At 43.9% G+C, this 24,988-nt stretch carries 24 protein-coding genes; 20 read left to right on the top strand and 4 right to left on the bottom strand.

Annotation, left to right across the window (positions count from 1 at the left end; translation table 11 throughout):
- The first annotated feature begins 1 nt into the window (after window position 1).
- The 3 genes from APB76_RS03640 to APB76_RS03630 all read left to right on the top strand — a co-directional run bounded on the left by APB76_RS03640 (window position 2) and on the right by APB76_RS03630 (window position 4,807).
- Window positions 2–1,090: an efflux RND transporter periplasmic adaptor subunit gene (locus APB76_RS03640; protein ID WP_054963109.1), complete on the top strand. Its 1,089-nt coding sequence runs from the start codon at window positions 2–4 to the stop codon at window positions 1,088–1,090.
- Window positions 1,083–4,181 (top strand): efflux RND transporter permease subunit, encoded by a 3,099-nt coding sequence (locus APB76_RS03635; protein ID WP_054963110.1) that lies wholly within the window; start codon window positions 1,083–1,085, stop codon window positions 4,179–4,181. Before APB76_RS03640 ends, APB76_RS03635 begins: the two co-directional genes overlap by 8 nt.
- A 62-nt stretch (window positions 4,182–4,243) precedes the next feature.
- The gene (locus tag APB76_RS03630; protein ID WP_054963111.1) at window positions 4,244–4,807 is read left to right on the top strand and encodes a DNA-3-methyladenine glycosylase I; all 564 of its coding nucleotides are present in this window, start codon (window positions 4,244–4,246) and stop codon (window positions 4,805–4,807) included.
- Between the two features lie 43 nt (window positions 4,808–4,850).
- Here the strand turns inward: APB76_RS03630 and APB76_RS03625 are convergent, their stop codons facing one another.
- The 4 genes from APB76_RS03625 to cls all read right to left on the bottom strand — a co-directional run bounded on the left by APB76_RS03625 (window position 4,851) and on the right by cls (window position 9,601).
- Complete coding sequence (locus tag APB76_RS03625) at window positions 4,851–5,702, bottom strand: lipase secretion chaperone (RefSeq protein WP_054963112.1); 852 nt, start codon at window positions 5,700–5,702, stop codon at window positions 4,851–4,853.
- Window positions 5,703–5,712: 10 nt separating this feature from the next.
- Complete coding sequence (locus APB76_RS03620; protein ID WP_049846940.1) at window positions 5,713–6,648, bottom strand: esterase/lipase family protein; 936 nt, start codon at window positions 6,646–6,648, stop codon at window positions 5,713–5,715.
- Window positions 6,649–6,878: 230 nt separating this feature from the next.
- Complete coding sequence (locus APB76_RS03615) at window positions 6,879–8,084, bottom strand: cystathionine beta-lyase (RefSeq protein ID WP_054963113.1); 1,206 nt, start codon at window positions 8,082–8,084, stop codon at window positions 6,879–6,881.
- Window positions 8,085–8,146: 62 nt separating this feature from the next.
- Window positions 8,147–9,601 (bottom strand): cardiolipin synthase, encoded by a 1,455-nt coding sequence (gene cls, locus APB76_RS03610; protein ID WP_054963114.1) that lies wholly within the window; start codon window positions 9,599–9,601, stop codon window positions 8,147–8,149.
- Between the two features lie 365 nt (window positions 9,602–9,966).
- Here cls and APB76_RS03605 point away from each other — a divergent pair, with 365 nt between their 5' ends.
- The 17 genes from APB76_RS03605 to APB76_RS03525 all read left to right on the top strand — a co-directional run bounded on the left by APB76_RS03605 (window position 9,967) and on the right by APB76_RS03525 (window position 24,988).
- Window positions 9,967–11,397 (top strand): sodium-dependent transporter, encoded by a 1,431-nt coding sequence (locus APB76_RS03605; protein WP_049846943.1) that lies wholly within the window; start codon window positions 9,967–9,969, stop codon window positions 11,395–11,397.
- 208 nt (window positions 11,398–11,605) lie between these two features.
- Window positions 11,606–12,301: a TIGR01621 family pseudouridine synthase gene (locus tag APB76_RS03600; RefSeq protein WP_049846944.1), complete on the top strand. Its 696-nt coding sequence runs from the start codon at window positions 11,606–11,608 to the stop codon at window positions 12,299–12,301.
- A gap of 11 nt (window positions 12,302–12,312) precedes the next feature.
- Window positions 12,313–13,245 (top strand): class I SAM-dependent methyltransferase, encoded by a 933-nt coding sequence (locus APB76_RS03595; RefSeq protein ID WP_049847010.1) that lies wholly within the window; start codon window positions 12,313–12,315, stop codon window positions 13,243–13,245.
- A 391-nt stretch (window positions 13,246–13,636) separates the two neighbouring features.
- Window positions 13,637–13,837: a Flp family type IVb pilin gene (locus APB76_RS03590; protein ID WP_049846945.1), complete on the top strand. Its 201-nt coding sequence runs from the start codon at window positions 13,637–13,639 to the stop codon at window positions 13,835–13,837.
- Between the two features lie 11 nt (window positions 13,838–13,848).
- Complete coding sequence (locus tag APB76_RS03585) at window positions 13,849–14,298, top strand: A24 family peptidase (protein ID WP_330220426.1); 450 nt, start codon at window positions 13,849–13,851, stop codon at window positions 14,296–14,298.
- Window positions 14,295–15,095, top strand: coding sequence for a Flp pilus assembly protein CpaB (gene cpaB, locus APB76_RS03580; RefSeq protein WP_049846947.1), 801 nt, complete (start codon window positions 14,295–14,297; stop codon window positions 15,093–15,095). Before APB76_RS03585 ends, cpaB begins: the two co-directional genes overlap by 4 nt.
- Window positions 15,096–15,102: 7 nt before the next feature.
- Window positions 15,103–16,428: a type II and III secretion system protein family protein gene (locus APB76_RS03575; RefSeq protein WP_054963115.1), complete on the top strand. Its 1,326-nt coding sequence runs from the start codon at window positions 15,103–15,105 to the stop codon at window positions 16,426–16,428.
- Window positions 16,425–16,946, top strand: coding sequence for a hypothetical protein (locus APB76_RS03570; protein WP_049846949.1), 522 nt, complete (start codon window positions 16,425–16,427; stop codon window positions 16,944–16,946). The genes APB76_RS03575 and APB76_RS03570 overlap by 4 nt, the downstream gene beginning before the upstream one ends.
- 11 nt (window positions 16,947–16,957) lie before the next feature.
- On the top strand, window positions 16,958–18,193 hold the full coding sequence (locus APB76_RS03565; protein ID WP_054963116.1) for an AAA family ATPase: 1,236 nt from the start codon (window positions 16,958–16,960) through the stop codon (window positions 18,191–18,193).
- The gene (locus tag APB76_RS03560; RefSeq protein ID WP_054963117.1) at window positions 18,193–19,482 is read left to right on the top strand and encodes a CpaF family protein; all 1,290 of its coding nucleotides are present in this window, start codon (window positions 18,193–18,195) and stop codon (window positions 19,480–19,482) included. The genes APB76_RS03565 and APB76_RS03560 overlap by 1 nt, the downstream gene beginning before the upstream one ends.
- Entirely contained in the window at window positions 19,479–20,405 is a 927-nt protein-coding gene (locus APB76_RS03555; protein ID WP_049846951.1) for a type II secretion system F family protein, read from the top strand. The genes APB76_RS03560 and APB76_RS03555 overlap by 4 nt, the downstream gene beginning before the upstream one ends.
- Window positions 20,405–21,295 (top strand): type II secretion system F family protein, encoded by an 891-nt coding sequence (locus APB76_RS03550; protein ID WP_054963118.1) that lies wholly within the window; start codon window positions 20,405–20,407, stop codon window positions 21,293–21,295. The genes APB76_RS03555 and APB76_RS03550 overlap by 1 nt, the downstream gene beginning before the upstream one ends.
- Entirely contained in the window at window positions 21,288–22,022 is a 735-nt protein-coding gene (locus tag APB76_RS03545) for a tetratricopeptide repeat protein (protein WP_054963119.1), read from the top strand. The genes APB76_RS03550 and APB76_RS03545 overlap by 8 nt, the downstream gene beginning before the upstream one ends.
- A 3-nt stretch (window positions 22,023–22,025) precedes the next feature.
- On the top strand, window positions 22,026–22,556 hold the full coding sequence (locus APB76_RS03540) for a TadE/TadG family type IV pilus assembly protein (RefSeq protein WP_054963120.1): 531 nt from the start codon (window positions 22,026–22,028) through the stop codon (window positions 22,554–22,556).
- Entirely contained in the window at window positions 22,537–23,076 is a 540-nt protein-coding gene (tadF, locus tag APB76_RS03535; RefSeq protein ID WP_054963121.1) for a tight adherence pilus pseudopilin TadF, read from the top strand. The genes APB76_RS03540 and tadF overlap by 20 nt, the downstream gene beginning before the upstream one ends.
- A 2-nt stretch (window positions 23,077–23,078) precedes the next feature.
- Window positions 23,079–24,362, top strand: a complete 1,284-nt coding sequence (locus tag APB76_RS03530) for a TadE/TadG family type IV pilus assembly protein (RefSeq protein ID WP_054963122.1) — start codon at window positions 23,079–23,081, stop codon at window positions 24,360–24,362.
- Entirely contained in the window at window positions 24,359–24,988 is a 630-nt protein-coding gene (locus APB76_RS03525) for an OmpA family protein (protein WP_054963123.1), read from the top strand. Before APB76_RS03530 ends, APB76_RS03525 begins: the two co-directional genes overlap by 4 nt.

Genomic DNA, 24,988 nt, shown 5'->3' with positions numbered 1-24,988 from the left:
GATGAAGCAATGGTTAAATCTATGTGCGCTCTCTTCAGTTGTACTTTTATCGGGATGTGGAGGTGAACCTCAGTATGTTGATTTTGGCGCACCTAAAGTTAAGGTATTGGCGCTAGCTGATCGTGAGGTAAGCGCAGATCTACTTTATTTCCCTGCTGTCGCCAATGCCGCAGAACGTTCACATCTTAGCTTCCGTGTCTCTGGTGAGATCAACAAAATTTATGTCAAAGAAGGTGATCATCTGGCAAAGGGAGACCTAATCGCTGAGTTAGATCCCACTGACTACCAGCTTGATGTCGACAACGCATCGGCACGTTACAGTGTCGTAGATAGCCAATATAAACGTTCTAAACCACTGGTAGATAAAGGCTTACTAGCAAAATCTCAATTTGATGAAATAGCAGCTAACCGTCAGATAGCTTACGCAGAGCTTCAGTTAGCGAAACTTCGCTTGTCTTTTACTCAGTTAAAAGCGCCCGTTGATGGCATTATTTCTCGGGTAAGTGTAGATCAATACGAGAATATTCAAGTTGGTCAGCAAGTCGTCAATATCCATAGTGTCGACAGTGTCGAAGTGCTGATACAACTGCCCGATAGACTCCATGCGAATAAGCAAACACAAGTGGCTGCTAAGAGCATCAAAGCGATTGTCAGAGTTCCAAGTGGCAATGAGTACAACGCTAGAGTCAAAGAGTTTACCACTGAGCCAGATCCTGCAACTGGTACATTTACGGCGACTTTAACGCTTCCTATGCCTGAAGAGGAATACATTCTTGACGGTATGGCGGTAGAAGTGACTTCTAAAAGCAAAGAAATTGGTTTCGAGTTGAAAGGTCGCGTGCAAGTGCCTATTGAGGCCATCTTCAATGGTGATGGCGACTCACTCGACAGACAAAGTAAGTATGTTTGGGTGGTCAATGAAGATAACTCTGTCGCGAAACAGAAAGTGGTGACAGGAAAGGCGACGAAAGATGCAGTTGAAATTCTTGATGGCTTGAGTCGTGAGCAATCAGTTGTGATAGCAGGTGTTTCTAGGTTAAGGGAAGGAATGCAGGTGCAAGTAGTTAAGCAGGAGGCGGGTAATGAGTGAACACAACAATAACTCGTCACAAAGCGATGATGAGATAACGGGAATCGCGGCTTATTTTATCCGCAACCGAGTCATCAGTTGGATGATCTCACTGATTTTCTTAATTGGTGGTGTTAGTGCATTTTTCAGTTTAGGCCAGTTAGAAGATCCGGCATTTACCATTAAAGATGCTATGGTTGTCACTTCCTACCCTGGAGCAACACCGCAGCAAGTTGAAGAAGAGGTGACGTACCCGATAGAAAAAGCGATTCAACAGCTTACGTATGTCGATGAAGTAAACTCGACCTCTAGTCGAGGTTTGTCGCAGATCACTGTCTCGATGAAGAACAACTATGGCCCTGATGACTTACCTCAAATTTGGGATGAGTTGCGTCGTAAGGTTAATGATCTTAAAGGTCAACTCCCACCTGGTGTGAATGACCCGACAGTGATTGATGATTTTGGTGACGTTTACGGTATCTTACTAGCGGTAACTGGCGATGGATACAGCTACAAAGAGTTACTCGATTATGTTGACTATTTGCGTCGAGAACTGGAACTGATTGACGGTGTCAGCAAGGTTTCTGTATCGGGTGAGCAGCAAGAGCAGGTCTTTATCGAGATTTCGATGAAGCGTTTGAGTACTCTCGGAATAGCGCCGAACACTGTATTTAACTTGTTATCAACTCAGAACGTTGTCTCTGATGCTGGCGCAATTCGAATCGGTGATGAATATATTCGAATCCATCCAACAGGTGAGTTTGAAAATGTGGACCAACTTGGTGATCTCATTATTACTGAAAGTGGTGCACAGGGCCTAATTTACCTTAAAGATGTTGCCGATATAAAACGGGGTTATGTTGAAGTTCCTAGTAACATCATTACCTTTAATGGCGATTTAGCGCTTAATTTAGGGGTCTCTTTTGCTCAAGGGGTAAACGTTGTTGAGGTAGGGGAACGCTTTGACCGACGTCTTGCCGAGCTTAAGTATCAGCAGCCTGTCGGTGTTGGAATCTCTGAAATTTATAGCCAGCCCAAAGAAGTCGACAAGTCGGTGAGCGGATTCGTTGTCAGCCTAGGTCAGGCAGTGGCGATTGTGATCATCGTGCTGTTGTTCTTTATGGGGCTACGTTCAGGTCTGTTGATTGGGCTTATTCTACTTTTGACCGTGCTAGGTACATTCATCTTTATGAAGTACTTCGCTATTGATTTGCAACGCATCTCTTTAGGTGCGCTGGTTATCGCATTGGGTATGCTGGTGGACAATGCCATAGTGGTGGTCGAAGGGATATTGATCGGTACGCAAAAAGGGCGAACGCGAATGCAGGCCGCCACCGATATCGTAACTCAAACCAAGTGGCCATTGCTTGGTGCTACTGTTATTGCAGTGACGGCGTTTGCTCCAATTGGCTTGTCAGAGGATGCAACGGGTGAGTACTGTGGTACTTTGTTTACCGTACTGCTTATTTCGCTGATGTTGAGCTGGTTTACCGCTATCTCCCTAACTCCATTTTTTGCAGATATCTTCTTTAAAGGTCAGAAGTTCAAACAAGGAGAAGGCAGTGACCCATACAATGGAATGATCTTTGTGGTTTACAAAGGCTTCCTTGAATTTTGTATGAAGCGAGCCTGGTTAACCGTGATTGTACTTATTGTTGGCTTGGCTGTGAGCATTGTTGGCTTTACTCAAGTTAAGCAGTCTTTCTTTCCATCTTCCACAACACCTATGTTCCTAACGGACATATGGCTACCTGAAGGGACTGATATACGCGCGACTAATACTAAGTTGAAAGCATTGGAATCTTGGCTTTCAGAGCAAGAAGGTGTTGAGCATGTCACGGCGACGGCGGGGCAGGGCTTGCAACGCTTTATGCTGACATATTCGCCAGAAAAGAGCTATTCAGCCTATGGTGAGATCACGACTCGTGTTGCCGACTATGAACAACTTGAAAGTTTGATGAAAAACTTTAGGTTGTACCTAGAAGACAAATTTCCAGAGATTAACTATAAGCTTAAGCAAATTGAGCTTGGTCCAGGTGGTGGTGCGAAGATAGAAGCTCGTATCATTGGTTCTGATCCAACGGTACTACGTGGTATTGCTAAACAAGTTGAAGATATCATGCACGCTGATCCTGGTGCGACGAACATCCGTCACGATTGGCGAGAGCGTACTAAAGTGCTTGAACCACAGTTTAATGAGAGCCAAGCGCGTCGTTACGGCATCAGTAAATCTGATGTAGACGAGTTCCTAGCGATGTCTTTTTCAGGTAAATCAATTGGTGTTTACCGAGATGGTACGACCTTAATGCCGATAGTAGCCCGTTTACCTGAAGGTGAGCGTGTTGATATTCGTAATATTGAAGGTATGAAGATTTGGAGCCCAGCGCTTGGCGAGTATATTCCGTTGCAGCAAGTGACATTAGGCTACGATATTCGTTGGGAGGACCCAATCATAGTTCGCAAGAATCGCAAACGTATGTTGACCGTCATGGCTGATCCCGATTTGCTTGGGGAAGAGACTGCAGCGACACTCCAAACGCGTTTGATGCCACAAATCGAAGCGATTGAGTTGCCGCCAGGTTATTCGCTAGAGTGGGGCGGTGAATATGAGTCGTCAGGTGATGCTCAAAAATCACTATTTACCACTATGCCAATGGGCTACCTATTTATGTTCTTGGTGACGGTATTCTTGTTTAACTCAGTCAAAGAGCCTTTGATTGTTTGGTTAACCGTACCTTTAGCGATAATTGGTGTGACCACAGGCTTACTGGCTTTGAATACACCGTTCGGCTTTATGGCCCTACTTGGTTTCTTGAGTTTATCAGGTATGTTGCTGAAAAACGGTATCGTTTTGTTGGATCAGATAGAGATCGAAATGCATTCGGGTAAAGATCCCTATGTTGCGGTGGTGGATGCTGCGTTAAGCCGTGTTCGCCCGGTTTGTATGGCTGCGATCACTACCATCTTGGGTATGATTCCTCTGCTCCCTGATATTTTCTTCAAACCGATGGCGGTGACTATCATGTTTGGTTTAGGTTTTGCAACAGTGCTGACACTTATTGTCGTGCCAGTGTTGTATCGTCTATTCCACAAAGTGAAAGTGCCAAATTAACTAGAAATATTAACGGAACGCCCCTGACTTTGTCGGGGGTGTTTTTTAAAAGGGGATAATGAATGAGTAAGGATACAACTTGCGCATGGGCTATGAATCATGAACTAGAGCGTGAGTATCACGATGCAGAATGGGGTGTGCCCGTCTATGACGACAAAGTGCTATTTGAGTTTATTACTTTAGAAGGCGCGCAAGCTGGGTTAAGTTGGATAACGATTCTAAAAAAACGTGAAGGTTACCGAGCGGCATTTGAAGACTACGATTTGTTTCGTCTATCTCAGTACGATGAATCAAACGTAGAGCCAATTATAGAGAATTTTGACGTGGTAAAACACAGAGGAAAGATTGCATCTGTCTATAGTAATGCGCGTGCGGCTCTCGCACTCATCGAAGAGTACGGCAGTTTATCTAAGGCATTGTGGCAGTTTGTCGAGGGTGAGCCTATTGTGAACCTCTGGACTCAAATGAGCGATGTCCCTACCTCGACACAGCAATCAAAAGCGATGAGTAAATTCCTCAAAAAGAAAGGGTTTAAGTTCGTTGGCGAAACCATCTGTTATGCATTTATGCAAGCTGTTGGAATGGTTGATGATCACTTAGTCGGCTGTCCGAAAAAGCGTGTATAGGTTTTGTTTGGCAGCACCTTGTATGCTGCCAATGTTGTATCGTTTAACGACTGTCATGGATTCTCTCAAGCGCTTGTACTCGTCTCAACTGAGTTGTGTCGAAGTTTTGCTCTCGTAACTGAGTGATTTGAAATTGTTTATCTTGCTCTGAAAGAGATGGCGACGCAAGTAGGCTATCTCTACGCTGTAAATAGGAATCGAGTGATGATTGGAAAGAGGCACGTTGTTGATCGAGTGCGGTGAGCCGCTGTGCTGCTTCTTCGCCGATCAGCTCGACTCTGGCAAGGTATTTCTCTTGACTCTCAAGTCGTGATACAGACGCTAAATTAACAACGAGCTGGTTGTTGCTTTCGGCTTTGCGAATATGTTCAGGTAGCTCGGTAAGCCTATCTTCTATCAAGACTTGCTTTTGTATATTGTTGATATCTTGCTGGGCGATACTCGCTTTGTCGATGGCCAATTGACGTAACAGGTTTTCATCTTCAAATAGCAGCTTGATTTGCTCTTGCGAGAAATACTGAGATTGTAAATCCATGATGCGTAGGTGAAGTTGCTCTAAATCTATGGCTGTGAGCGAAGTGACTTGCATGGGTTCAAGGTCAGCAAGCGCTTCTTTGTATTGCAAATAAGTTGTAAATAACGCCTCTTCATCAGTGAGGTTGTTGCCCATTGAAACGTGTTGACGGACCGTTTTCTTGATGTCACTGAGACTTTGCTCTCCCAAGCTGCTCAAAGAAAAATCGAAAAAGTGTTTTGCCGTGGTGGTATCAACCTCAATATCTACTTGAGATGGAGCGACTGGTAAGCTGTCTGGCATACTAGCGGACTTATATAAGACCGCACCTAAACCAATAGAAATAACGAGAGTAGCGGTAATAAGAGCGGTCTTTTTCATCGGGTTTTCCTTATAGCCCCTGTTGTTTTAGGCGGTTCGCGTGTTGTCGATACAGTGTGACAGGGTCTGTCTCAAATAGGTGGTGAATGCCTAGCAACCCATTTATTTCGTCGAGATGGTTCATCTTGTAATCATCACGAATGACTTTTCCTAAATGGGTACTACACGCTCCGACTAAGCCATCATTTGGTTCATCGAACGCCCAGCCCAGTACAACCATGGCGCCATCAGTAGGATCAAAAAGATTGGTAAAGGTGGAAGATCCTGTCCAAGAATAGTAATAGACGCCATTATTAGCGAGAAGGTCGCCATCGCCACAGGTGCTGGCGGGAATTCCATATGGGTGATGTTGATTAAACGCAAGCGAACCTTCAGTGGTTAGCGCTTCGAGAGAGGCTAGTGGATCTTGATCAAGATCTGTCCCACCCGAAAGAAGGTTAATTAGTGTGGTGAGTCCTCCGGCTAGTTTTACCGCTAACCCTTCTAACCCCGAGCCTTCCGGTACCGTTCCTCTTACCAAGTCAGCAACTTTAGAACCTTTGTTAACGCCACCAATGCTGGTGACTGATGCAACAAGATCTGGCCTGACGGATGCGACATAACGTGCGGTGGGGCCGCCATGACTATGACCCATTAGGTTGACCTTAGACGCGCCTGTTGCAGCCAATAAGGTTTCTACTTGTTCTAGAAGTTGCTCCCCCCTTACTTCGGTACTGTTTGAAGCGGATACTTGCGCAACGTACACAGTGGCGCCATCACGCGTCAGTGAGTGGGGTATGCCATAAAAATAGTCGACACCAGCAAGGGTATCGAATCCAAACAGTCCATGAACAAGAACTATGGGATATTGAGTTTGAGTGTAGCCACTGGCATAGGCGATGTTGGTTAGCATAGGTTGTCCAAGTGCTAAAGCACAAGTAAGGACAAGTGAGTAGATCAGTTTCAATGTTAGCTCCTTCTGGTATGACCTCTGATGAGATGTTTAAACGTAGGAGAAAAATTGAACTAAGCGAAATTAGATAAGTTAATAAAATGTTAAATTGTGATGTTGAATTAATAACCAACAGCTTTAATTAACGAAAGGTCTTATAAAATCATAATGACCAAATTGTTAATAATATCAATATATTAAAAAGCCTCGCGAGCGAGGCTAAATAGTGAACTTTTTTGAAGGCATTAGGCCGTTGCTTCTTTTTCGAGAATCAGTGCATTGTATCGTTCTAGCCCTGCTTCAAGATCGGCGATCAGGTCATCGACAGATTCAAGTCCAATATGTAAGCGAATCAGGGTTCCCTCAAAGTTAGGATTAGCCACTGTACGCAGACTATTGAAGCTCTTTGGTTCATTGGCAAGAATCAGACTTTCAAACCCCCCCCAGGAATAGCCCATACTAAAATGCTTCATTCCATCTAATAGGGCTGTGGTTGCTCTTGGGTAACTGCTTTTCAAGACAAATGAAAATAGGCCATTTCCACCGGTAAAATCGCGTGTGAAAAACTCGTGACCAGGACAAGTTTCAAGGGCAGGGTGGCGAACATGATCAACTTCAGGTCTGTTTTGAAGCCACTGCGCGACTTTTAAGCTGTTTTCTGCGTGTTGACGCAGACGTACATCAAGAGTGCGAATTCCACGTAAGCCTAAGTAGGCGTCGTCAGGGGAAACACATTGGCCCATCAAGTAACTTTGTTCGCGTAATTGATCCCAGTGTTTTTCATTGGCAACTGCAGTACCGAGCATGACATCTGAGTGGCCCACAATATATTTCGTTGCTGCTTGAATAGAAATGTCGACGCCATGTTCAAAGGGTGAGAAATTTACACCTGCTGCCCAAGTGTTATCTAGCATCACGATAATATCGTGTTCGTGTGCAATACTAGACAGAGTTGGCACATCCTGTACTTCCATGGTGATAGACCCCGGAGATTCTAGGAACAGCACCCTAGTATTTGACTTAATAAGCTCGCGAATACCTTCACCCAGAGTTGGGTCGTAGTAGGTTGTTTCTACTCCCATCTTCTTAAGGATCTTGTCGCAAAAATCTCGTGTTGGTTCATAACAGGTATCGACCATCAAAATGTGGTCGCCTGTCTCGACAAACGACAGAATGGCATTAGAGATCGCTGCTGTACCGCAAGGATACAGAGCGCAACCTGTGCCACCTTCTATTTCGGTCATTGCGTCTTGAAACGCAAAATGGGTGGTAGTACCGCGGCGACCGTAAAACAGAGTCTTATTTGCTCGGTTCACCGTTGCATGATGTTTTTCAGCGACGGTGTTGAATACAACGGTAGATGCCCTTTGGACGGACGGGTTTACCACGCCATTAGTCCACTTTTTATCGCGACCAGCGGTGACCATTCTGGTCTGTTTACTTTCTGACATCGGAAGTCCTTATCGAATACTTTCTCTTATTTAAACCATGGCGTAGCTTGAATAGCAAGGGTTTAAAGCAGTGGGTTAAACAGATAGAAAACGCGCTCTAAAAAGCGAGAGAATAGCGTACGCTTTTCCCAGTCTTGAATGTTAACTAAGTGAGACTGATCTATATAACTTTGCTGAAGCCAATACATCTCTTTGGTAAACGCTATGTCATCAATGGCTAGGGTAAGCTCAAAGTTAAGCCACAAACTACGCATATCCATATTTACCGTTCCGACGAGACAGAACTCCTCGTCAATCACAACCGACTTTGTATGTAGCAATCCGCCATAGAACTCATAAATTTTAACCCCGGCACTTAATAGCTCACTGTAAAATGCACGTGATGCCCACTGAACCATGAGTGAGTCATTTTTGTGTGGGATGATCAACTCCACTTTAATGCCACGTTGTGCGGTCATCTTGAGTGTTTCAAGTAAATCAGAACTAGGGACAAAGTATGGAGTCGTGATACGAACTGAGTGATTCGCCTGATTGATCGCCAGCGTTAATACCTGAGAAATGAGGTGTTCTGGCATACCTGGGCCGGAAGGAACAACTTGAACAGGGTGTTGAGGTTCATTTGGATTGATGTTGCACTTGGGTAATGATGGGAATACCCGAGAACCTGTCTCTACTTCCCAGTCCCAGCAGTGAATCGCCGACAATACATTAACGGTTGGGCCGGTGATGCGTACCATCATGTCAATCCACTGACCGACGCCAGAGTCTCGTTTAAAGTATGCCGGGTCAACCAAGTTCATTGATCCTGTATATGCGATCTCTTCGTCGATGACGATGATTTTCCGATGTTGGCGCAGGTCGAGGCGACGAAGGAAGATACGCCACGGGCTAACTTCGAGTGCTTGAACGACTTCGATACCCGCACCGCGCATCATCTGTAACCACTCGCTGCGAAAGAAACGTGGGCTGCCAGCGGAGTCGAGCAAAACTTTAACATCTACACCTCGTTTTGTTGCTTGAATTAAGGCAGAAGCAACGGAATCGGCCAACCCGCCTGGGTGCCAAATGTAGAAAACCATACGAATACTGGCTTGAGCATTTTCAATGTCTTCGATAATGGAATGTAAAATATCGTCAGGAGAACTTTGTAAAGAAAGTGAGTTACCTGAAAGGGCAGGTAGACCAAGCCGGTTGTTACATAGCTCATCAATACGATAGATATGGCGGCCAAAACTTTCAGGTGAGTGAGCATGACAATCGTTGAGCTTCGAGAACCACTCAGAGAAAGGAGAGAGCATCTCTTTGGCGCGTTCGGCTCTTTTGCGACCAAGATTGAGTTCACCAAATAGGAAATAGCAGGCGACACCTAAGATTGGAATGATATAAATGATCATCAGCCAAGCTAGCGAGACGCTGACAGCACGTCGTTTTAGTACGACTCGAATTGTCACACCTGCAACTAAAATCCAATATAAGACGATCCCAGCCAGCGTAACAAAGTGATAAAACTTTTCCATTCAGTAACCTAGGTATTCCAATGCCATTCAATATTAGAACTCTGGGAGAGGGGCGACAAGCGACAAATAGACAAAGAATGTAACGAGTAAGGAAAAGTCAGAAAAAGAATGATTATGTTATGGGAATGTAAATTCTGGTGTATAGTAGATGTTAAAGGCTAAAAAAGCAGCATTTAAACATATTAATTACATTTGTGGCGGAAAAATAAACTAAATGGGCTTCCAATTTTAATCTTAAACTGCTTTACTTGCCATAACGTTAGCGTCACTGATAATTTTATTAAGTGTAAAAATAATTATACACCACTTTTTTAAGGCGCCTAACAGAAGCAAACACAACTTAAAAACGATTTAATGGAGTAACCGTGGCTACTAGTACAAGTACACAAGCCCGTGATACATGGGGATCTAAATTAGGCTTCGTGATGGCCGCAGCAGGTTCTGCTGTTGGTTTGGGCAACATATGGAAATTTCCTTATACGGCAGGTGAGAGCGGCGGCGGCGCGTTCGTTGCAATTTACCTTCTTTTCGTAATTTTTATCGGCTTTAGCGTCATGCTAACTGAGTTCGCTATTGGTCGTAAGACAGGTCTATCCGCTGTTGGTGCGTTTAAAACGACAGATCGTCGTTGGACGTTTACAGGCGTTATGGGTGTGTTGAGTGGTCTACTTATCATGGGTTTCTACCCAGTGGTAGGTGGTTGGGCACTGGCATACATCTTTAAAGTTGGTGGCGGCCTGCTAAGTGCACCAGAAGCAATCGGTGACAGCTTTGGCGGTTTCATCTCTGATCCCGTTCAACCACTGATGTGGATGGGTATCTACCTGATGCTAAACATCGCCATCGTGATGAAAGGCGTATCTGGCGGTATCGAGAAAGCAGGTAAGATCCTAATGCCTCTATTATTCCTTATCCTGATTGTTGTATCAGTGAAAGGTCTAATGCTCCCTGGCGCTATGGCTGGTCTTGAATTCCTGTTTATGCCAGATTTCTCTAAAGTGGATAGTAACGTTGTTCTAGCGGCTCTAGGTCAGGCGTTCTTCTCGCTGAGCTTGGGTATGGGCTGTATGTTGACTTACGGTTCTTACTTGAAGAAGAAAGAAAACCTAGTTCAGACGACAGGTATGGTTACTGCAATGGACACTGGTGTTGCAATCCTAGCAGGTGTAGCAATGTTCCCAGCAATGTTTGCATTCGGTATGGAGCCAGCGGCTGGCCCTGGTCTAGTATTTGTTGTCGTACCTCAGCTATTTGCTGAAATGGGTGGCGTAATCGGTCTTCTGTTTGCACTGATGTTCTTCATTGGTCTAACGGTAGCGGCACTTACTTCTTCTGTATCACTACTTGAGGTTGTGGTTTCTTACCTAATTGATGAAAAAGGTATGAAGCGATCTACAGCCGTAATCAGCGCAAGCTCAGTAATGGCAACGCTATGTGTATTCGCCTCTCTGTCGCTAGGTGGTGTAGGGCCAACACTATTCGGCACTGGCGCATTTGATATCTTCGACCTCCTAACAGATAAGATCTTCCTAGCTGTTGGTGGTATGTTGGTATGTATCTTCGCAGGTTGGCGTCTATCACGCTCAGAGCTTGAAAAAGAGATCACTAACGATGGTGAAGTGTCTTTCCCACTGTTTGGTCTATGGTACAACCTAGTTAAGTACATTATTCCAGTAGCTATCGCAGTCGTTGCTTTCATGGGCATTAAGTCTGGCTTCGATAGCGGCAAGGGTGAAATCATGCTGCTAGGTATCGGTATCATCGCTGTGGCAGGAATCTTCTCTAAGAAGCTATAGACCTGACTCACGACTTCAATGAAACAAACCTCCCGCTTGGGAGGTTTTTTTTGCTAGTCCTACATGAGTGAGTGGCAGCAGTAGGGGTAAGTCTGGTAATACCTGGCCTATCTTGTGTCAAAGTCTCTTTATCGCTTGATGAATGATACCCTACTGGTATTCACAAAGAGAATGGGTATACTCATGCCTCCGAAGTGGAGCCTGTCTAATGTTTGATATTTTACATACCCATCCTGACTTTATCGTTATTAATAAACATCCGAATGTGTCAGTACATAAAGATGATGGCGATACTATGCTACTCCAAGATGTTTCCAAACAGACTGGAGATTCACAGCTTTATCTTATTCACCGCTTAGACAAAATGACTTCGGGTATTTTGTTGCTGGGTAGAAACGTGGCGGCAGCCAGAGCTCTTTCAAACCAGTTTGCCGAACGGCGAGTGGAGAAGTTCTATCTCGCTATCGGCAGTAAAAAACCAAAAAAGAAGCAAGGGTTGGTATCGGGAGATATGGAACGCTCGCGTCGAGCATCTTGGAAGCTGCTTACCACTCAACATAACCCTGCGGTGACCCAGTTTTTTTCTGCAACTGCTTTGCCCGGTGAAAGACTTTTCTTATGTAAACCGCATACAGGGAAAACGCACCAAATTCGCGTCGCTCTGAAATCAGTAGGTTCGGGAATTGTCGGCGATCCTATATACAATAGTGGCAATACCTCAGATCGCGGTTACTTGCATGCGTTTGCCCTTCGCTTCGAATTCAATAGCCAAAGCTACGAATTTGTTTGCGATCCGCGTAAAAGTGTCTTACTCGGAGAGAAGTGGAATGATGAAATGACCAGTCAAGGCATTGAGGCTTGGCTAAAACCTTGGGAGCTATCATGGCCGAAGATCAACAAGTAATTCCTGCAGCAATGCAGACACAACAACTTCCAGTTTTTTTTGAGCAGTTGCAACTTCAATTAGAATCAGCTCCGAACGAAATTCGCCGCCTGTTTCATGGCCGTGGCCGTAGATTTGAAGGGTTGGATCAATTAACCTGTGATTGGATTCAAGGGCAGCTTATTGTCAGTGTATTTAAAGCGGTTGAAGAGTCATTTATTGAACAACTAAAGCAAGGATTGGTTACACTGTCACAAAGTGCGTTGTGGAACGAAAAACAAGGCCGTTCAATAGTTGTTCAATATCGTTACGCAGAGGGGGCTCCTTCGGAAGTCTTGCTGGGCGAATTGGATAGCCGCCCTGTAGTAGAAGAGTCAGGTTTAAAGTACCAACTCGATATTGGCCGCAACCAAAACTTTGGTCTGTTTTTGGATATGCGCTATGGGCGTGATTGGGTAAAAGATAACGCTAAGCATAAAAATGTTCTAAACCTGTTTGCCTACACATGCGGATTTTCTGTTGCTGCGATAGAAGGTGGGGCAGATCAAGTGGTCAATGTCGATATGTCGCGCTCTTCACTGGCGAAAGGGCGAGAAAATCATAAGTTGAATAGCCACAACACTAATCAAGTTAAGTTCTTAGGCTACGATATTTTCCGCTCTTGGGGAAAAATCAAGAAGATGGGACGTTATGACTTAATTGTGATTGATCCGCCGTCATTCCAAAAAGGTAGCTTTGCACTAACTAAAGATTACAAGCGTATTCTCAGAAAGCTGCCGGAGTTGTTAGCGCAAGATGGACAAGTAATCGCCTGTGTTAACTCTCCTCAAGTAACAAGCCAGTTCTTAATAGAAGGCATGAAGGAAGAAGCGCCGCAGCTCAACTTTATTGAGCGGTTAGACAACCCTCCAGAGTTTGAAGACGTCGATACAGAAGCGTCGCTTAAAGTACTTCGATTTAAATAGCCGCATATTTCAACCCCGAAAAGCGCCATTCATGGCGCTTTTTTATTATTCGTAGCCTGTAAATAACAGAACTGAACGTGTTTTGTTGTTTTATCAACCATCTTATTTGTAGATCTATTCAATAAGTGAATGTGATTTAAACTGGACACTAGGCAAGAAATGTCGCCCCATATGCTTGGTGGTTCATATTTTGTGTGTAATAATTTTACATATTTGTTTATTTTTATATAAATATACAGTTTATTGATCGGCTTATACTGTTTGTTTAGTTTAGTTATGAATTGTTTTTTGAACAGGTGTAATTGTTCGAGTTACAAATGTGCACCCCCAAATTTGTCTGGGTTATAAGTTTTTAATTTTAATTTCTAGATTAAAGTCAGAAGGAATAAGCATGTTTACTAAACTATTTGTTAACACCAAATTAGCCATTGAAAACTATAAGAGCGATGAGAACGGCGTAACTGCTATTGAGTACGGCCTTATTGCGGCAGGTATCTCAATTGTAATTGCTGCACTCGTTGGTGACATTGGTACACACCTTACTACCATATTTACTAGCATCAAAACAGAACTAGGCAAAGTTGCGAAGTAGTCATCGACGTTTTGGGAACACAGTGCCTAACAGGGTGGCTAATATTATTGGCTACCCTCACTTTTCTATCCATCTGGTCAGATATTAGATACCGAAAAATCAGTAACCTCCTCTGTTTAGGAGTGCTACTTAGCTGCTCTATTATCGTTTTGAAACTGGGTGGAGTCTTCCAAATAGTCAACGTTATCTTGTTTTTGTCAATTGGATTAGTCATGAGCCACCTAGGTTGGCTTGGTGGCGGAGATAGTAAGCTATTTGCCGCCTATTCAGTTGCAATTATTCCAGCATACATTCCTATTACGCTATTTATAGTTGCTATTACCGGCGGTATTACCAGTGTTTTCTATCTGTTTAGAAATAAAGTAGCAGAGAGTAAATTCACGGGAATACCCTATGGGATCGCTATATCCCTAGGCGGGCTATTTGGAGTGCTGGCATCTATCTTGGAAAATTCAGTGTGAATAAAAAAGTATTATTAACTTTTGCAGGGCTAGCAATCTTATTGGGTTTGTATGGCTTAGCAGGGAGTTTATCAAAAACTCCAACGCAAGAGTTTCAACCGGAAGTGAAACAAGACAAGTTGATTACCGCTTGGCGATTGGTCAACTCTGTTGGTCAAGGTCAGCAGGTGAAGCGCTCGGATTTGGAATTACTTCGTGTAACCGAGTCTAAAGCCACGGTGTTAGGTGTTGCTGAAGATATGTTGATCAATTTTTCAAACGGTTTGGTCTACGCGGCAGACTTGAATGTTGGCGAGTTGATTTTTCAAGAGCACTTGGTTGCGCCAGATCAAGAGGGCTATGTTGATTTGGTGATCGCCAAAAACCGTGTTCCTTATGCAATAAAAGTGCGGCCTCAATCCATTGTTGGTGGTGTGATCACCCACGGGACCATGATTGATGTGTTATCTCTCTCTTTGCCAACGGAATTCTCAATAGAAACGGCAGAGACACAACCGACGCGTAAGCGCAATATGTTTGTTACCCCAGTGCTAACAGGTGTCAAAGTACTGCAAGTAAACAAGACGTTGATTGGTGAAACGCGTAGCGCTCCAGCGTCAACCGAAGTAAATCTGATTTTAGAGCTTACTCGTAAGCAAGTAGCGACCCTCACAGTGGCAAAAAGAATCTCTGAACTGGAAGTCCACAAATCCATTGGTGAATACAAGAAGTCAGATCTCCATGCAGATGCTGGTGATGTGCTATCCAACTTCAAATCTGTCGTTGAGTATCGCTCTAACGACGTAACCATTAACTGAGGCTTCAATGAAAAAGTTACTTATCTCTCTTTGTGCCTTATTGTTTTTAGTACCTTCTCTTTCAAACGCGCAAAGAATCACCTACCTCTCTGAAGGCGAGATGGAAATCATCTCGGTTGGCGAAGACATTGACTCTGTCTTTATTTCCAATCCAGAAGTGGCTGACTATCAAGTGATTGATAAACGCAAAGTTGCTTTGTTTGGCAAAGCCTTGGGTGAAACCGGATTTGCCGTATTTGGCATCAGTGGAAAAACCCTAACTAAACGTAAGGTAACGGTTAATACATCGCTCACGGAGCTAGAAAGCCAAGTTCAACTGCTGTATCCCAATGCGAACGTAAAGCTGACTCATATTGGTGACAATGTGGTTTTAACGGGCACTGTTGCGAATGAAAAAAACAAAGATGCTATCAATCAAATGGTGGGAGAGTTGTTAGAGAAAGAAAAGAAAGAGTACGCAATTAAATGGAACATCAATGATGACGACTATGAAATGGAGTTTATGAAGCGTTTCCACTTCACTGGTGTTGTCAACCAGATCGAAGTCGTCACCCAAAAGCAGGTCAATGTAAAGCTATCGATTGCTGAAGTGTCACACTCATTTCTTGAAGAATTTGGTGTTCAGTATGGTAGCCAAGGTCAAAACTCAGGTGTTTTCATTGATAAGCTAACCTCTTTCAGTGCCTCAGATATCATTTCAGTGATAACTGCGATGGGTAACGATACCGTTGGGCAAATTCTAGCGCAGCCAAACTTGTCAGTGATGTCCGGAGAGACGGCCAATTTCCTTGTAGGTGGAGAACTACCTGTAGTGACTGTGGTCGATGGGACCACTAATGTTGAATACAAAGAGTTTGGTATTCGCTTAGATTTGATGGCTAAGGTGCTGGATGATGACAATATCAAGCTCTCACTAATCCCAGAAGTGAGTTCATTGGATACCCAATACCGCAACGAGTCATACAATCTTCCGGCATTAAAAACTCGACGGGCAAGAACGACGGTTCAGCTCGCTGATGGCAAGAGCTTTGTGTTAGGTGGCCTGTTGAGTACCGAAGACAAGGAGTCGTTACGCCAAATCCCATTTATTGGCGAAATTCCTGTATTAGGTGCGCTATTTCGCTCTTCAGGGACGGAAAGAACGCGCACTGAGCTTGTTATTGTTGCGACGGTCAATCTTGTTCAACCCGTTGAACCTAGCTCAATCCAACTGCCTACGATGCAGAAAACTACTAGTCTTGAGCGCTTTTTGAACATTGAGCCAAACATATCGGATTCAGATCAAAGTAAATGGGCAAATGAAATCTACGCGACAGGAGGCTTCAAGCTATGAGAAACGTCAATCTTAACTCTATTTGGCAATCCGTCGGCTTATCTATGCTGCTTGTTTTGAGTGGTTGCGCTGAAAACGTTTCGATGCGTGAAGGCCAAGCGATTCACACTGTGCCGATGACTTATACATGGTCTGCTTCCTTTGAACCTGCTGGTATAGACAAAGCTAAGCAAGAAGTGCAGAAGCTAATCGATCACAACTGGCAAATTGTTGCGAGTAAGGGAATTAATCTGCAATGGTCAACAAGGCTAGGTAAACAGTTTGTAATCTCAATTCGTCAAGGTTTGCTTGAGCGTGGGGTTGAGTCAAATCAAATATCCCTTCACCAAGAACAGTTAGATAGTGGCAAAGATGTAGCGGTTGAATTTCACTACACCAAGGTGATCACTGAATTATGCACTCCAAGTAAGGTAGGTAAGTTTGGTACAAACGCCGAAGGTTGTTTTGCGGAAAATGCACGATGGCAATCGATGGTGAATCCAGAAAATACCCTTTCATCTCAGCCTTTAGCTAAGTAAGGCCCACATTTATGTTTGATTTAGTAGATAAGCTACAAAGTAAACCGCTGCAAAACACTGTTAAAAAAGAGACCATTACCTCTGTTTTGTTCCATCAAACACAAGAGTGTGTCGATCTGGTTGATGAAGCTTTTCGCTTCGAGAATATCAATGTTCCAACTATGCTCGTCAATAGTGATGACAAGATTAAACAGCATGTGCGTGAATCTTTCGTTGAGATCGTGATTGTTGAGCTAAACCTGAGCGAAAACATCACAAAGGACATGGAGCGAATTAGTCATCTTTTACCTAACAGTGCTTCTGTAATAGTCGTAGGTAGCGAAGATGCAATCTCTACAATTCGAAACTTGAAAGAGATGGGTTTTTACTATGTATTCTGGCCTATCACTAAGCAAGAACTGATAGAGTTTGTCCGCAATGTTAATAATAACCGTCAACGAAATTCTGGTTTAGGTAAAGATCGCAGCGCTAAAAAAGTGGGTGTTTGGGGGACCAAGGGGGGCGTCGGTGCCACCATGTTGACCGCAGAATTAGCCTTCGAGCTATCCGACATTAAAAAGTCGAGTGCTCTGGTGGTCGATCATGATTTTCGTGGTGGTAACTTAGATATTTTCTTGGGGCTTAAGCGATTTGATAAGAAACTCGTCTCTAGAGCTTCATTAGCATCGAGCGTTGATACTACCTATGCAGCAAGCATGGTGAAAAAGGTCGACAACATGCTAGCGGTATTGTCGCTTGAGTCAGATGAACTCAATGAACTCGAACTGAAAGAGTACCTCCGCACTTTAACGGCGCAATTATCAGGTAACTACAATTTTATTCTCGAAGATCTATCACGAGGGAGTAATTCTAAACAAGACCTCGATTACATCTCAACTTCCTGTGACGTCATTGTTCTACTGATGGAGCCAACAGTCTCAAGTGTTCGTGAAGCTAAACGCACGATGAAGAGTTTGGAAGCCGCAGACTCTAGTGTGCGTTGTTTGTTTGTTTTGAACTACACCATTGAAGAAAAAGCGGCGACGATAAATGCGGCAAACATTAAAGCGTTTCTAGGGCGTACCCCTGACATCATACTGCCGAACGAGCCGAGAATGAGTAAGTTAGTTCTAGAGCAAAAGCATATCTATAAACATGATTATCCAGTCAGTCAAAATCTGCACAAACTTACAGCAATGCTGCTTGGTCAGCCAGATGAAGGTGAAAAAAACAGTTGGCTACGTCGTATTCTTAAGCGAGGCAAGTAATGGACGTTAAGATCAATAAGTCAGCTTATATAGAGATTCGTAAACAGATTTTCGAAGCGCTAGATGCAGAAGTGGTGCAAAGTGTGTCTAAAGATGCATTGACGCTTCAGCTTTCTAACGCTGTCGATATGTTGATCGACAAGCTAGGGTTTTCGGTTGCCAGTGTTATCCGTCGTGAATATGTCAAAGGGCTTGTCGATGAATTGCACGGACTTGGGCCTTTGCAACCTCTAATGGAAGATGAGTCGATCAGTGACATCATGATCAATGGTTGTGACCACATCTTTATTGAGCGACATGGTTTGGTAGAACAAGCGAATATTTCCTTTATCGATGAAGGGCAGTTACAGCAAATCGCTAAACGTATTGCGAGCCGAGTTGGCAGACGTGTTGATGAATCTTCGCCAACTTGTGATGCTCGTCTACCTGATGGAAGCCGCGTTAATATCGTAATTCCCCCCATAGCAATCGACGGTACTTCTATCTCTATTCGTAAGTTTAAGAAACAAACAATAGAGCTTTCTGAACTGGTCGAGTTTGGTGCCATGAGCGCAGAGATGGCGCGTATTTTAATGATTGCAGCACGTTGTAGGCTCAACATCCTCATCTCTGGCGGTACAGGCTCCGGTAAGACAACTATGCTTAATGCGTTGTCACAATATGTCTCGGAAAAAGAGCGAATTGTCACTATCGAAGATGCAGCGGAACTGAAACTGTTGCAGCCTCATGTAGTACGATTGGAAACTCGAATGGCTGGTATTGAAGGTTCTGGTGCGATTAGTCAGCGTGACTTGGTGATTAACTCACTGCGTATGCGTCCTGATCGAATCATTGTTGGTGAATGTCGTGGTGCAGAAGCGTTTGAAATGCTTCAAGCAATGAATACAGGGCACGATGGTTCTATGTCTACCCTGCATGCCAACACTCCACGAGATGCGCTGGCAAGGGTGGAATCCATGGTAATGATGGCGACCAACAGCTTGCCATTAGAGGCGGTTCGCAGAGCAATTGTGAGTGCAGTCGATCTTGTGGTGCAAATTAGTCGCTTGCACGACGGTAGCCGTAAAGTGATGAGCATCACTGAAGTGGTTGGGATTGAAGGTTCGAATGTTGTACTTGAAGAACTATTCCGCTTTCAACCTGCGTCAGTGGCGAACGAAAACGGAAAAATTCACGGTAAGTTTGTTACCGCTGGCCTTATGCAACGTTCAGTTTTAGTCGAAAAAGCCAAGTACTTTGGGTTGGAACAACAGCTAACGGATGCTTTTAATGTTGGTGCCCCTGTATGATTTACTGGTTAGCCTTAATTCTAGGTGGTGTAGCTTTGCTAGTGGTGTTTTGGCCAACAAATAGCGAACAAAAAAACGACTACTTGGAAGAAGCAAACCGCTCTTTAAGGGCTTGCTCTATTGATGAGGCTCAGCAAGCCGTTGACCTTAAAGCGCTTTCTGACAAAACTTTTGTCGACAAACTAAAAGCACGAAGCAAAAACGTGAAACGTCAGTTAGGCAAAATGCCAGAGGTGAAACTGCTTGTGTACAGCCTTGTTTTAGTCACCGTTGCTATGATACTGAATAACAAGTATTTGCAGGCAAACTTGGTCTCAGTTGCTTCAAGTGTCTTGGTTCTCGGTTGGATGCTTGGGTATTTATGGTTGCAAAAGCGTCAGCGTCAAGCGTTTGAAAGTGCCTTTCCTGACGCACTGAACATGCTATCGAGTGCGGTGAGCTCAGGTGAAAGTATTATGCATGCCATCATCTATGTAGGTCGAACGCTACAAGGTGAAGTTGGTAGTGAGTTTAAGCACATGGGAGAAAGGCTTCAGCTCGGCGAAACACCGGACAACGTGTTTCGTAAATCTTGCGATCGCTTTCCTTATCCTTCTTTCTATTTTTTCGTTATCACGTTGCGCGCCAATATGCAGCGTGGAGGGCAATTGAAAGATGTCATTGCACGTTTAAACCGATTGATGTTCGATGCTCGGGCGATAGAGAAAAAAAAGTATGCCCTGACCGCGGAAGCACGCATGTCGGCAAAGATTGTCGCGGTTATCCCTTTTTCTGTGTTGTTAATGTTGCAGTTTGTCAGCCCTGATAATTTCGAATTTTTGCTATTTGATCCTGAAGGTAAACCTATTCTTTATTACTTGATTAGCAGTGAGTTTATTGGGCTGTTTATCATTTGGAGTTTGATGAGAGGAGCCCAAAGATAATGTCAGCTCATTTGCTCATCTTTGTAACTCTTATCCTTATCACTCTAGGTATCGCGATTGTCAGCTATCAGGTATGGAGTACGGCTAAGCGGCGGAAGATGCTAAAAATCTATGCCTTGATTGATGACGACCAAGAAAAGCAAACCGATACGGATAGCCACCTAGTACAGGCACTTGAAAAGCTAACTTCTTCATTTTCTTCACAGGAAGGTGAGATTAAGGAGAAATTAGAGGAGGCAGGTCTACACAATCAAAATTTTGCTAAGTACTACATGCATTTTAAGTATGGCGTATCAGTACTAGGTATTTTTCTTATCTACTTGTTAGCCAATATGTATTCAATAGCATCGTCGCAAATGGTCGCGGCAATGGCTGTTTGGTTCGTCACCTGTATTATTTTTCCAGACTCGTTACTCGCGGCAAGAAAGAGGGCGCGCCGACAACGTATTTCTGGACAGTTACCCTATTTACTCGATCTGATGGCAATTTGCGTTCAAACCGGAATGACGCTCGAGGCGACCATTAAATATCTATCTCTAGAACTAAGAGCATTTGATAAAGAGCTTGCCTCGTTGCTCGCTAAATTGGATGACCGCGCACAAATTGTCAGCCTTGAAAGGGCGCTAGACGAGCTGTATGAAAAGTTACCGACATCAGAAATTCGCAGCTTTGTCATGACATTAAAGCAAAGCCTGCAATATGGCTCGTCTATTTATCAAGTGTTAACCACACTTGCATCTGACATCCGTGACGTCAATATGCTCGCAGCTGAAGAGCGTATCGGTAAGCTCGCCGCAAAAATGTCTCTGCCGCTGATTGTTTTTATCATGATGCCGATTGTGGTGATCATCTTAGCACCTGCCGTAATGAGGTTTATGGACCATGTATAAATTGATGCTGTTAGCTACTTTATTGTTGAGCGGTTGTGCGACCATCCAGCCCTCTAGCCCTAATTCGGTGATTAATGCTAATAAAGAGCAGATGTATATCGAGGCAAACAATCAGGAAAAGCTGATTGAATTTTATAAGCAAGCGCTACGCGAACGTGAAAGTGTTGAAACCCGTATAAAACTAGCTCGTACATATTTGGATACGGAAGACCATGAGTCTGCCATTTTTGTTATCAGTCAACTTACCGAAAAATCAAAAGGATTTGATGTTTATCTTATATTGGCTAAAGCGCATTTCCATTTAGGCAATATCGAACAGTCAGTGGAGAATGTTTCGACGGCTCTGTCGCTAAACCCAAAGAGTGGTGAAGCTCACAACCTTGCTGGAGTATTAGCCGCGGTGGAAGGGAAACTTGAGGTGGCGGAACGACACTTCGTTGACGCGAGAAGGCTGTTTTATGTCGATGATGTGGTTAAAAATAATCTCGCGACCTTGTATTTAGTTCAGGGTCAATATAAACGCAGTTACAACTTACTACTTTCTGCTTATCAGTCTAATCCAAAAGATAGCAAAACTGAGGCTAACTTGGTCATTGTGTTGGTGAAATTAGGTGATATTGAGCAAGCTCAACAGTTGCTCGAAGACAAATATGAGCGTGAACAGGCGCAGAAAATCATTAGTTCAATCCGTGCTGACGGCTTTAACAGCGCGTACTTTGAGTCTTAAGCCATGATAAATCGACGTAAACAACATGGCGTTGCCTCTATCGAATTTGGACTCGGCTTTATGGCTTTTTTCTTAATGATTATGCTTTGGGCTGAAATGGGTTATCTGGCCTATGTTTCTTCTGCTAATGATCTCGCGATAGCGGAAGCTTCACGTCGTGCCAAGACGACAAATACGATGGCGAGCCGTAGCTCACAGCAAACGCAGTTTATGACGGAGTTCAAACGAATCATTCGTGAGCAGGCGGGTGTGTTAGGCAATATCATTGACCCTGACAAGTACAGACTTACAGTACATTACTTTGCTTCGATTGAAGAGCTAGGTCGCTATGGTGGATCGAACGATGACACATGTACCCAGAATGAAAATCACAGCGAAGTGGAGTGCGGAAACCCGACAGATAGCGCACTTGCGATATACAGAGTCAATTATGACTACACGCCAATGCTCGCTATTTTTATGCGGGCGAGCAGTAGCCTGACAAGAGAAGTTGTTGTAATTCAGGAGTTCGAGCGTGATCAATTCAAAATCTAGCCAGCGTGGGGTGTTCTCTATTGAGTTTGCATTGCTGGGGGTTGTGTTCTCCACCATATTGATCTTTACCGCTGATATCATCGTTAAGCTCTCGGTGCAAGGCAAGTTAGATCGGCTTTCTTACTCCTTGGTCAATGTGATTAAAGAGCGTACTCAGTTCTATGGCAAAGACAATTTCGATATCGATAACAAGATGGTCACTGATATCTACCAGATTGCTACAGGTTCTATGCAAAGAACCATGGGCAGTTATCAGGCAAACAACGTTGGTGGAGAGTTTGAGTTGCTTAAATTTGACCTCAACGGTAAGCCTTCTGTGACTCTAATTTCGAAAGGAAAGGGATGCTCACTTGGACAAACTATCTCTCAGCAAGAAGGGCTCTCAATGGTGACCTCATGGGGACGTCGAGCAACCTTATACCGGGTGACATTATGTTATGAAACCGACAATTGGGCGGGACCTTTGTTTGACGAAGAATTTACCACCATACAATCATCCTCTTTGATGATGGGGCGGTAATCATGCGCAGTTCTAGAACAAAACAAAGCGGGCACGCTGCGTTATTATTTGCTTTGATCATTCCAGGGATGTGGGGATTTTTCACACTCGCCATTGATGGTTCACGTGCACTGCAAACCAAAGCTCGTTTAGGCGATGCAACTGAAGCAGCAGCGTTGGCTCTGGCTGCTAAGAATAGCCAAAACACAAGTGAAAACAAAAGTTTAGCTAAAGACTATATTAGCGCGTATATCCCTGATTCGGATATCTCCATTACCAAGATAGGGAGAAGTGAATGTCATGTTTCCAACAACCTCGACTGTGATGGCGCCAACCGATACTCACAGTATTCGTTAGAAGTGTCCATTAACCAAGATGCTTGGTTACCCACACAGGAGTTTGTCGGTTTTGGTGACAGCTATGATGTGGCGCACGCTGCTACAGCGCGTAAGTACCAAGGTGACAGCATTGATATTTCATTTGTGATGGACTATTCGGGGTCCATGCGCGAATCATGGAAGGGTAAACCTAAGTATATACGTGTAAGAGATATCATTAATGATGTGCTTGATGAACTTGAAACATACCAAGGAATACAAGAAATCAATAACAAGGTTTCACTGGTACCTTATGCCGAGTTTACTGCGCGGCCCAAGGATAACTTGTCTTGTGGGTGGAGAAGTAAGAGTCCACTTCCTTATGTTGATGAACTCTACTATAAAAAGCGAGGCCGAAATTACAAACTCGATGCGTACAAAACGGTACAGCGCTGGCGTGATAGCCGAGCATCTGACAAAGATATGGTGTGTGCTCACGAATTGTATAGAAATTTTGGGATGAGCTATAAGAATGTCTCATTTGTCGATAAGTTCGATCAACTAAGATCCGAGATGAAAAAGTTTCGTCCAGGCGGTGCAACCGCTTCTTACCAAGGGATTATCAAGTCAGCACAGTATTTTGACCAGTTATCAGATCCTAACCCGCGTCAGCTTATGGTTATTTTATCTGATGGCGATGATAAAAACGGCAATCATGGCCCTATGAGTAGTCGTGAACCAGTCCCAACCAAAGCACTCATTAACCAGGGCCTTTGTGAAGATATACGTGCAGAGTTAAATAGCCGCAAAACTTCTGATAATCGACCTGTGACATTCCAAATTGCTTTAATCGGATTTGGCTATAACGTTGGAAAAAACCCCTTAACTCAATGTGTTGGTGAAGAAAATGTCTACGACGCTGCTAATCCTGATGAACTCTTAGACATCATCCTCAACCTAATTTCAGAAGAAATCGGACACTTAAAATGATTTTTAAATTCAACAAACTCTTTATTGTTTCGGCTCTAGTTGGGAGCTCTACAGTATTAGCCAATGACGCCAATATTGTCTTTGAGCAAGTATGTGGAACTCAATCGGGCGCGACTTATATTCAGGTTGAGTCTGGTACGCCTGTTTCTGTTATTCCTAATGCAGGAATTATGTATCAGGTGCAAACTGAAGCAACAGACCTAGATACTCGCCATTTTGTCGACCGCTTCGCTAGTCAGTTTGAGCTAGAGCGAGGTTGTGCCGAGTATCTAGTAAATAATGGCCAGTTTATTTCAGGTCAGTCTGGGGATGTGTTAGCGAGTGTTTATTTTGACTTTGACCGCGCGAACCTAACGCCGGTGTCGAAGAAAATCCTTGATCGTATTATTCAAATCGCAGGGTCATCAAACAATGAGTTTGTTTTGACCGGACATACTGATAGTACAGGACCACAGGAGTATAACTTTCAGTTGGGTTTAAAGCGTGCAGGCAGCGTAGAGGCTTATTTAATAGATCAAGGGCTAGATAATACTCAGATTGATTCGAAAGGCGAAACAAAGCCTAAGGCGAGTAATGCCACTTCACAAGGGCGTGAAAAAAATCGCCGTGTCGAAGTCACTTTATAG

The sequence above is a fragment of the Vibrio bivalvicida genome, from assembly GCF_001399455.2.
GTDB lineage: Bacteria > Pseudomonadota > Gammaproteobacteria > Enterobacterales > Vibrionaceae > Vibrio > Vibrio bivalvicida.
The sequence above is the reverse complement of the archived record's forward strand: the minus strand, read 5'-3'. Positions and strand labels throughout refer to the sequence as shown.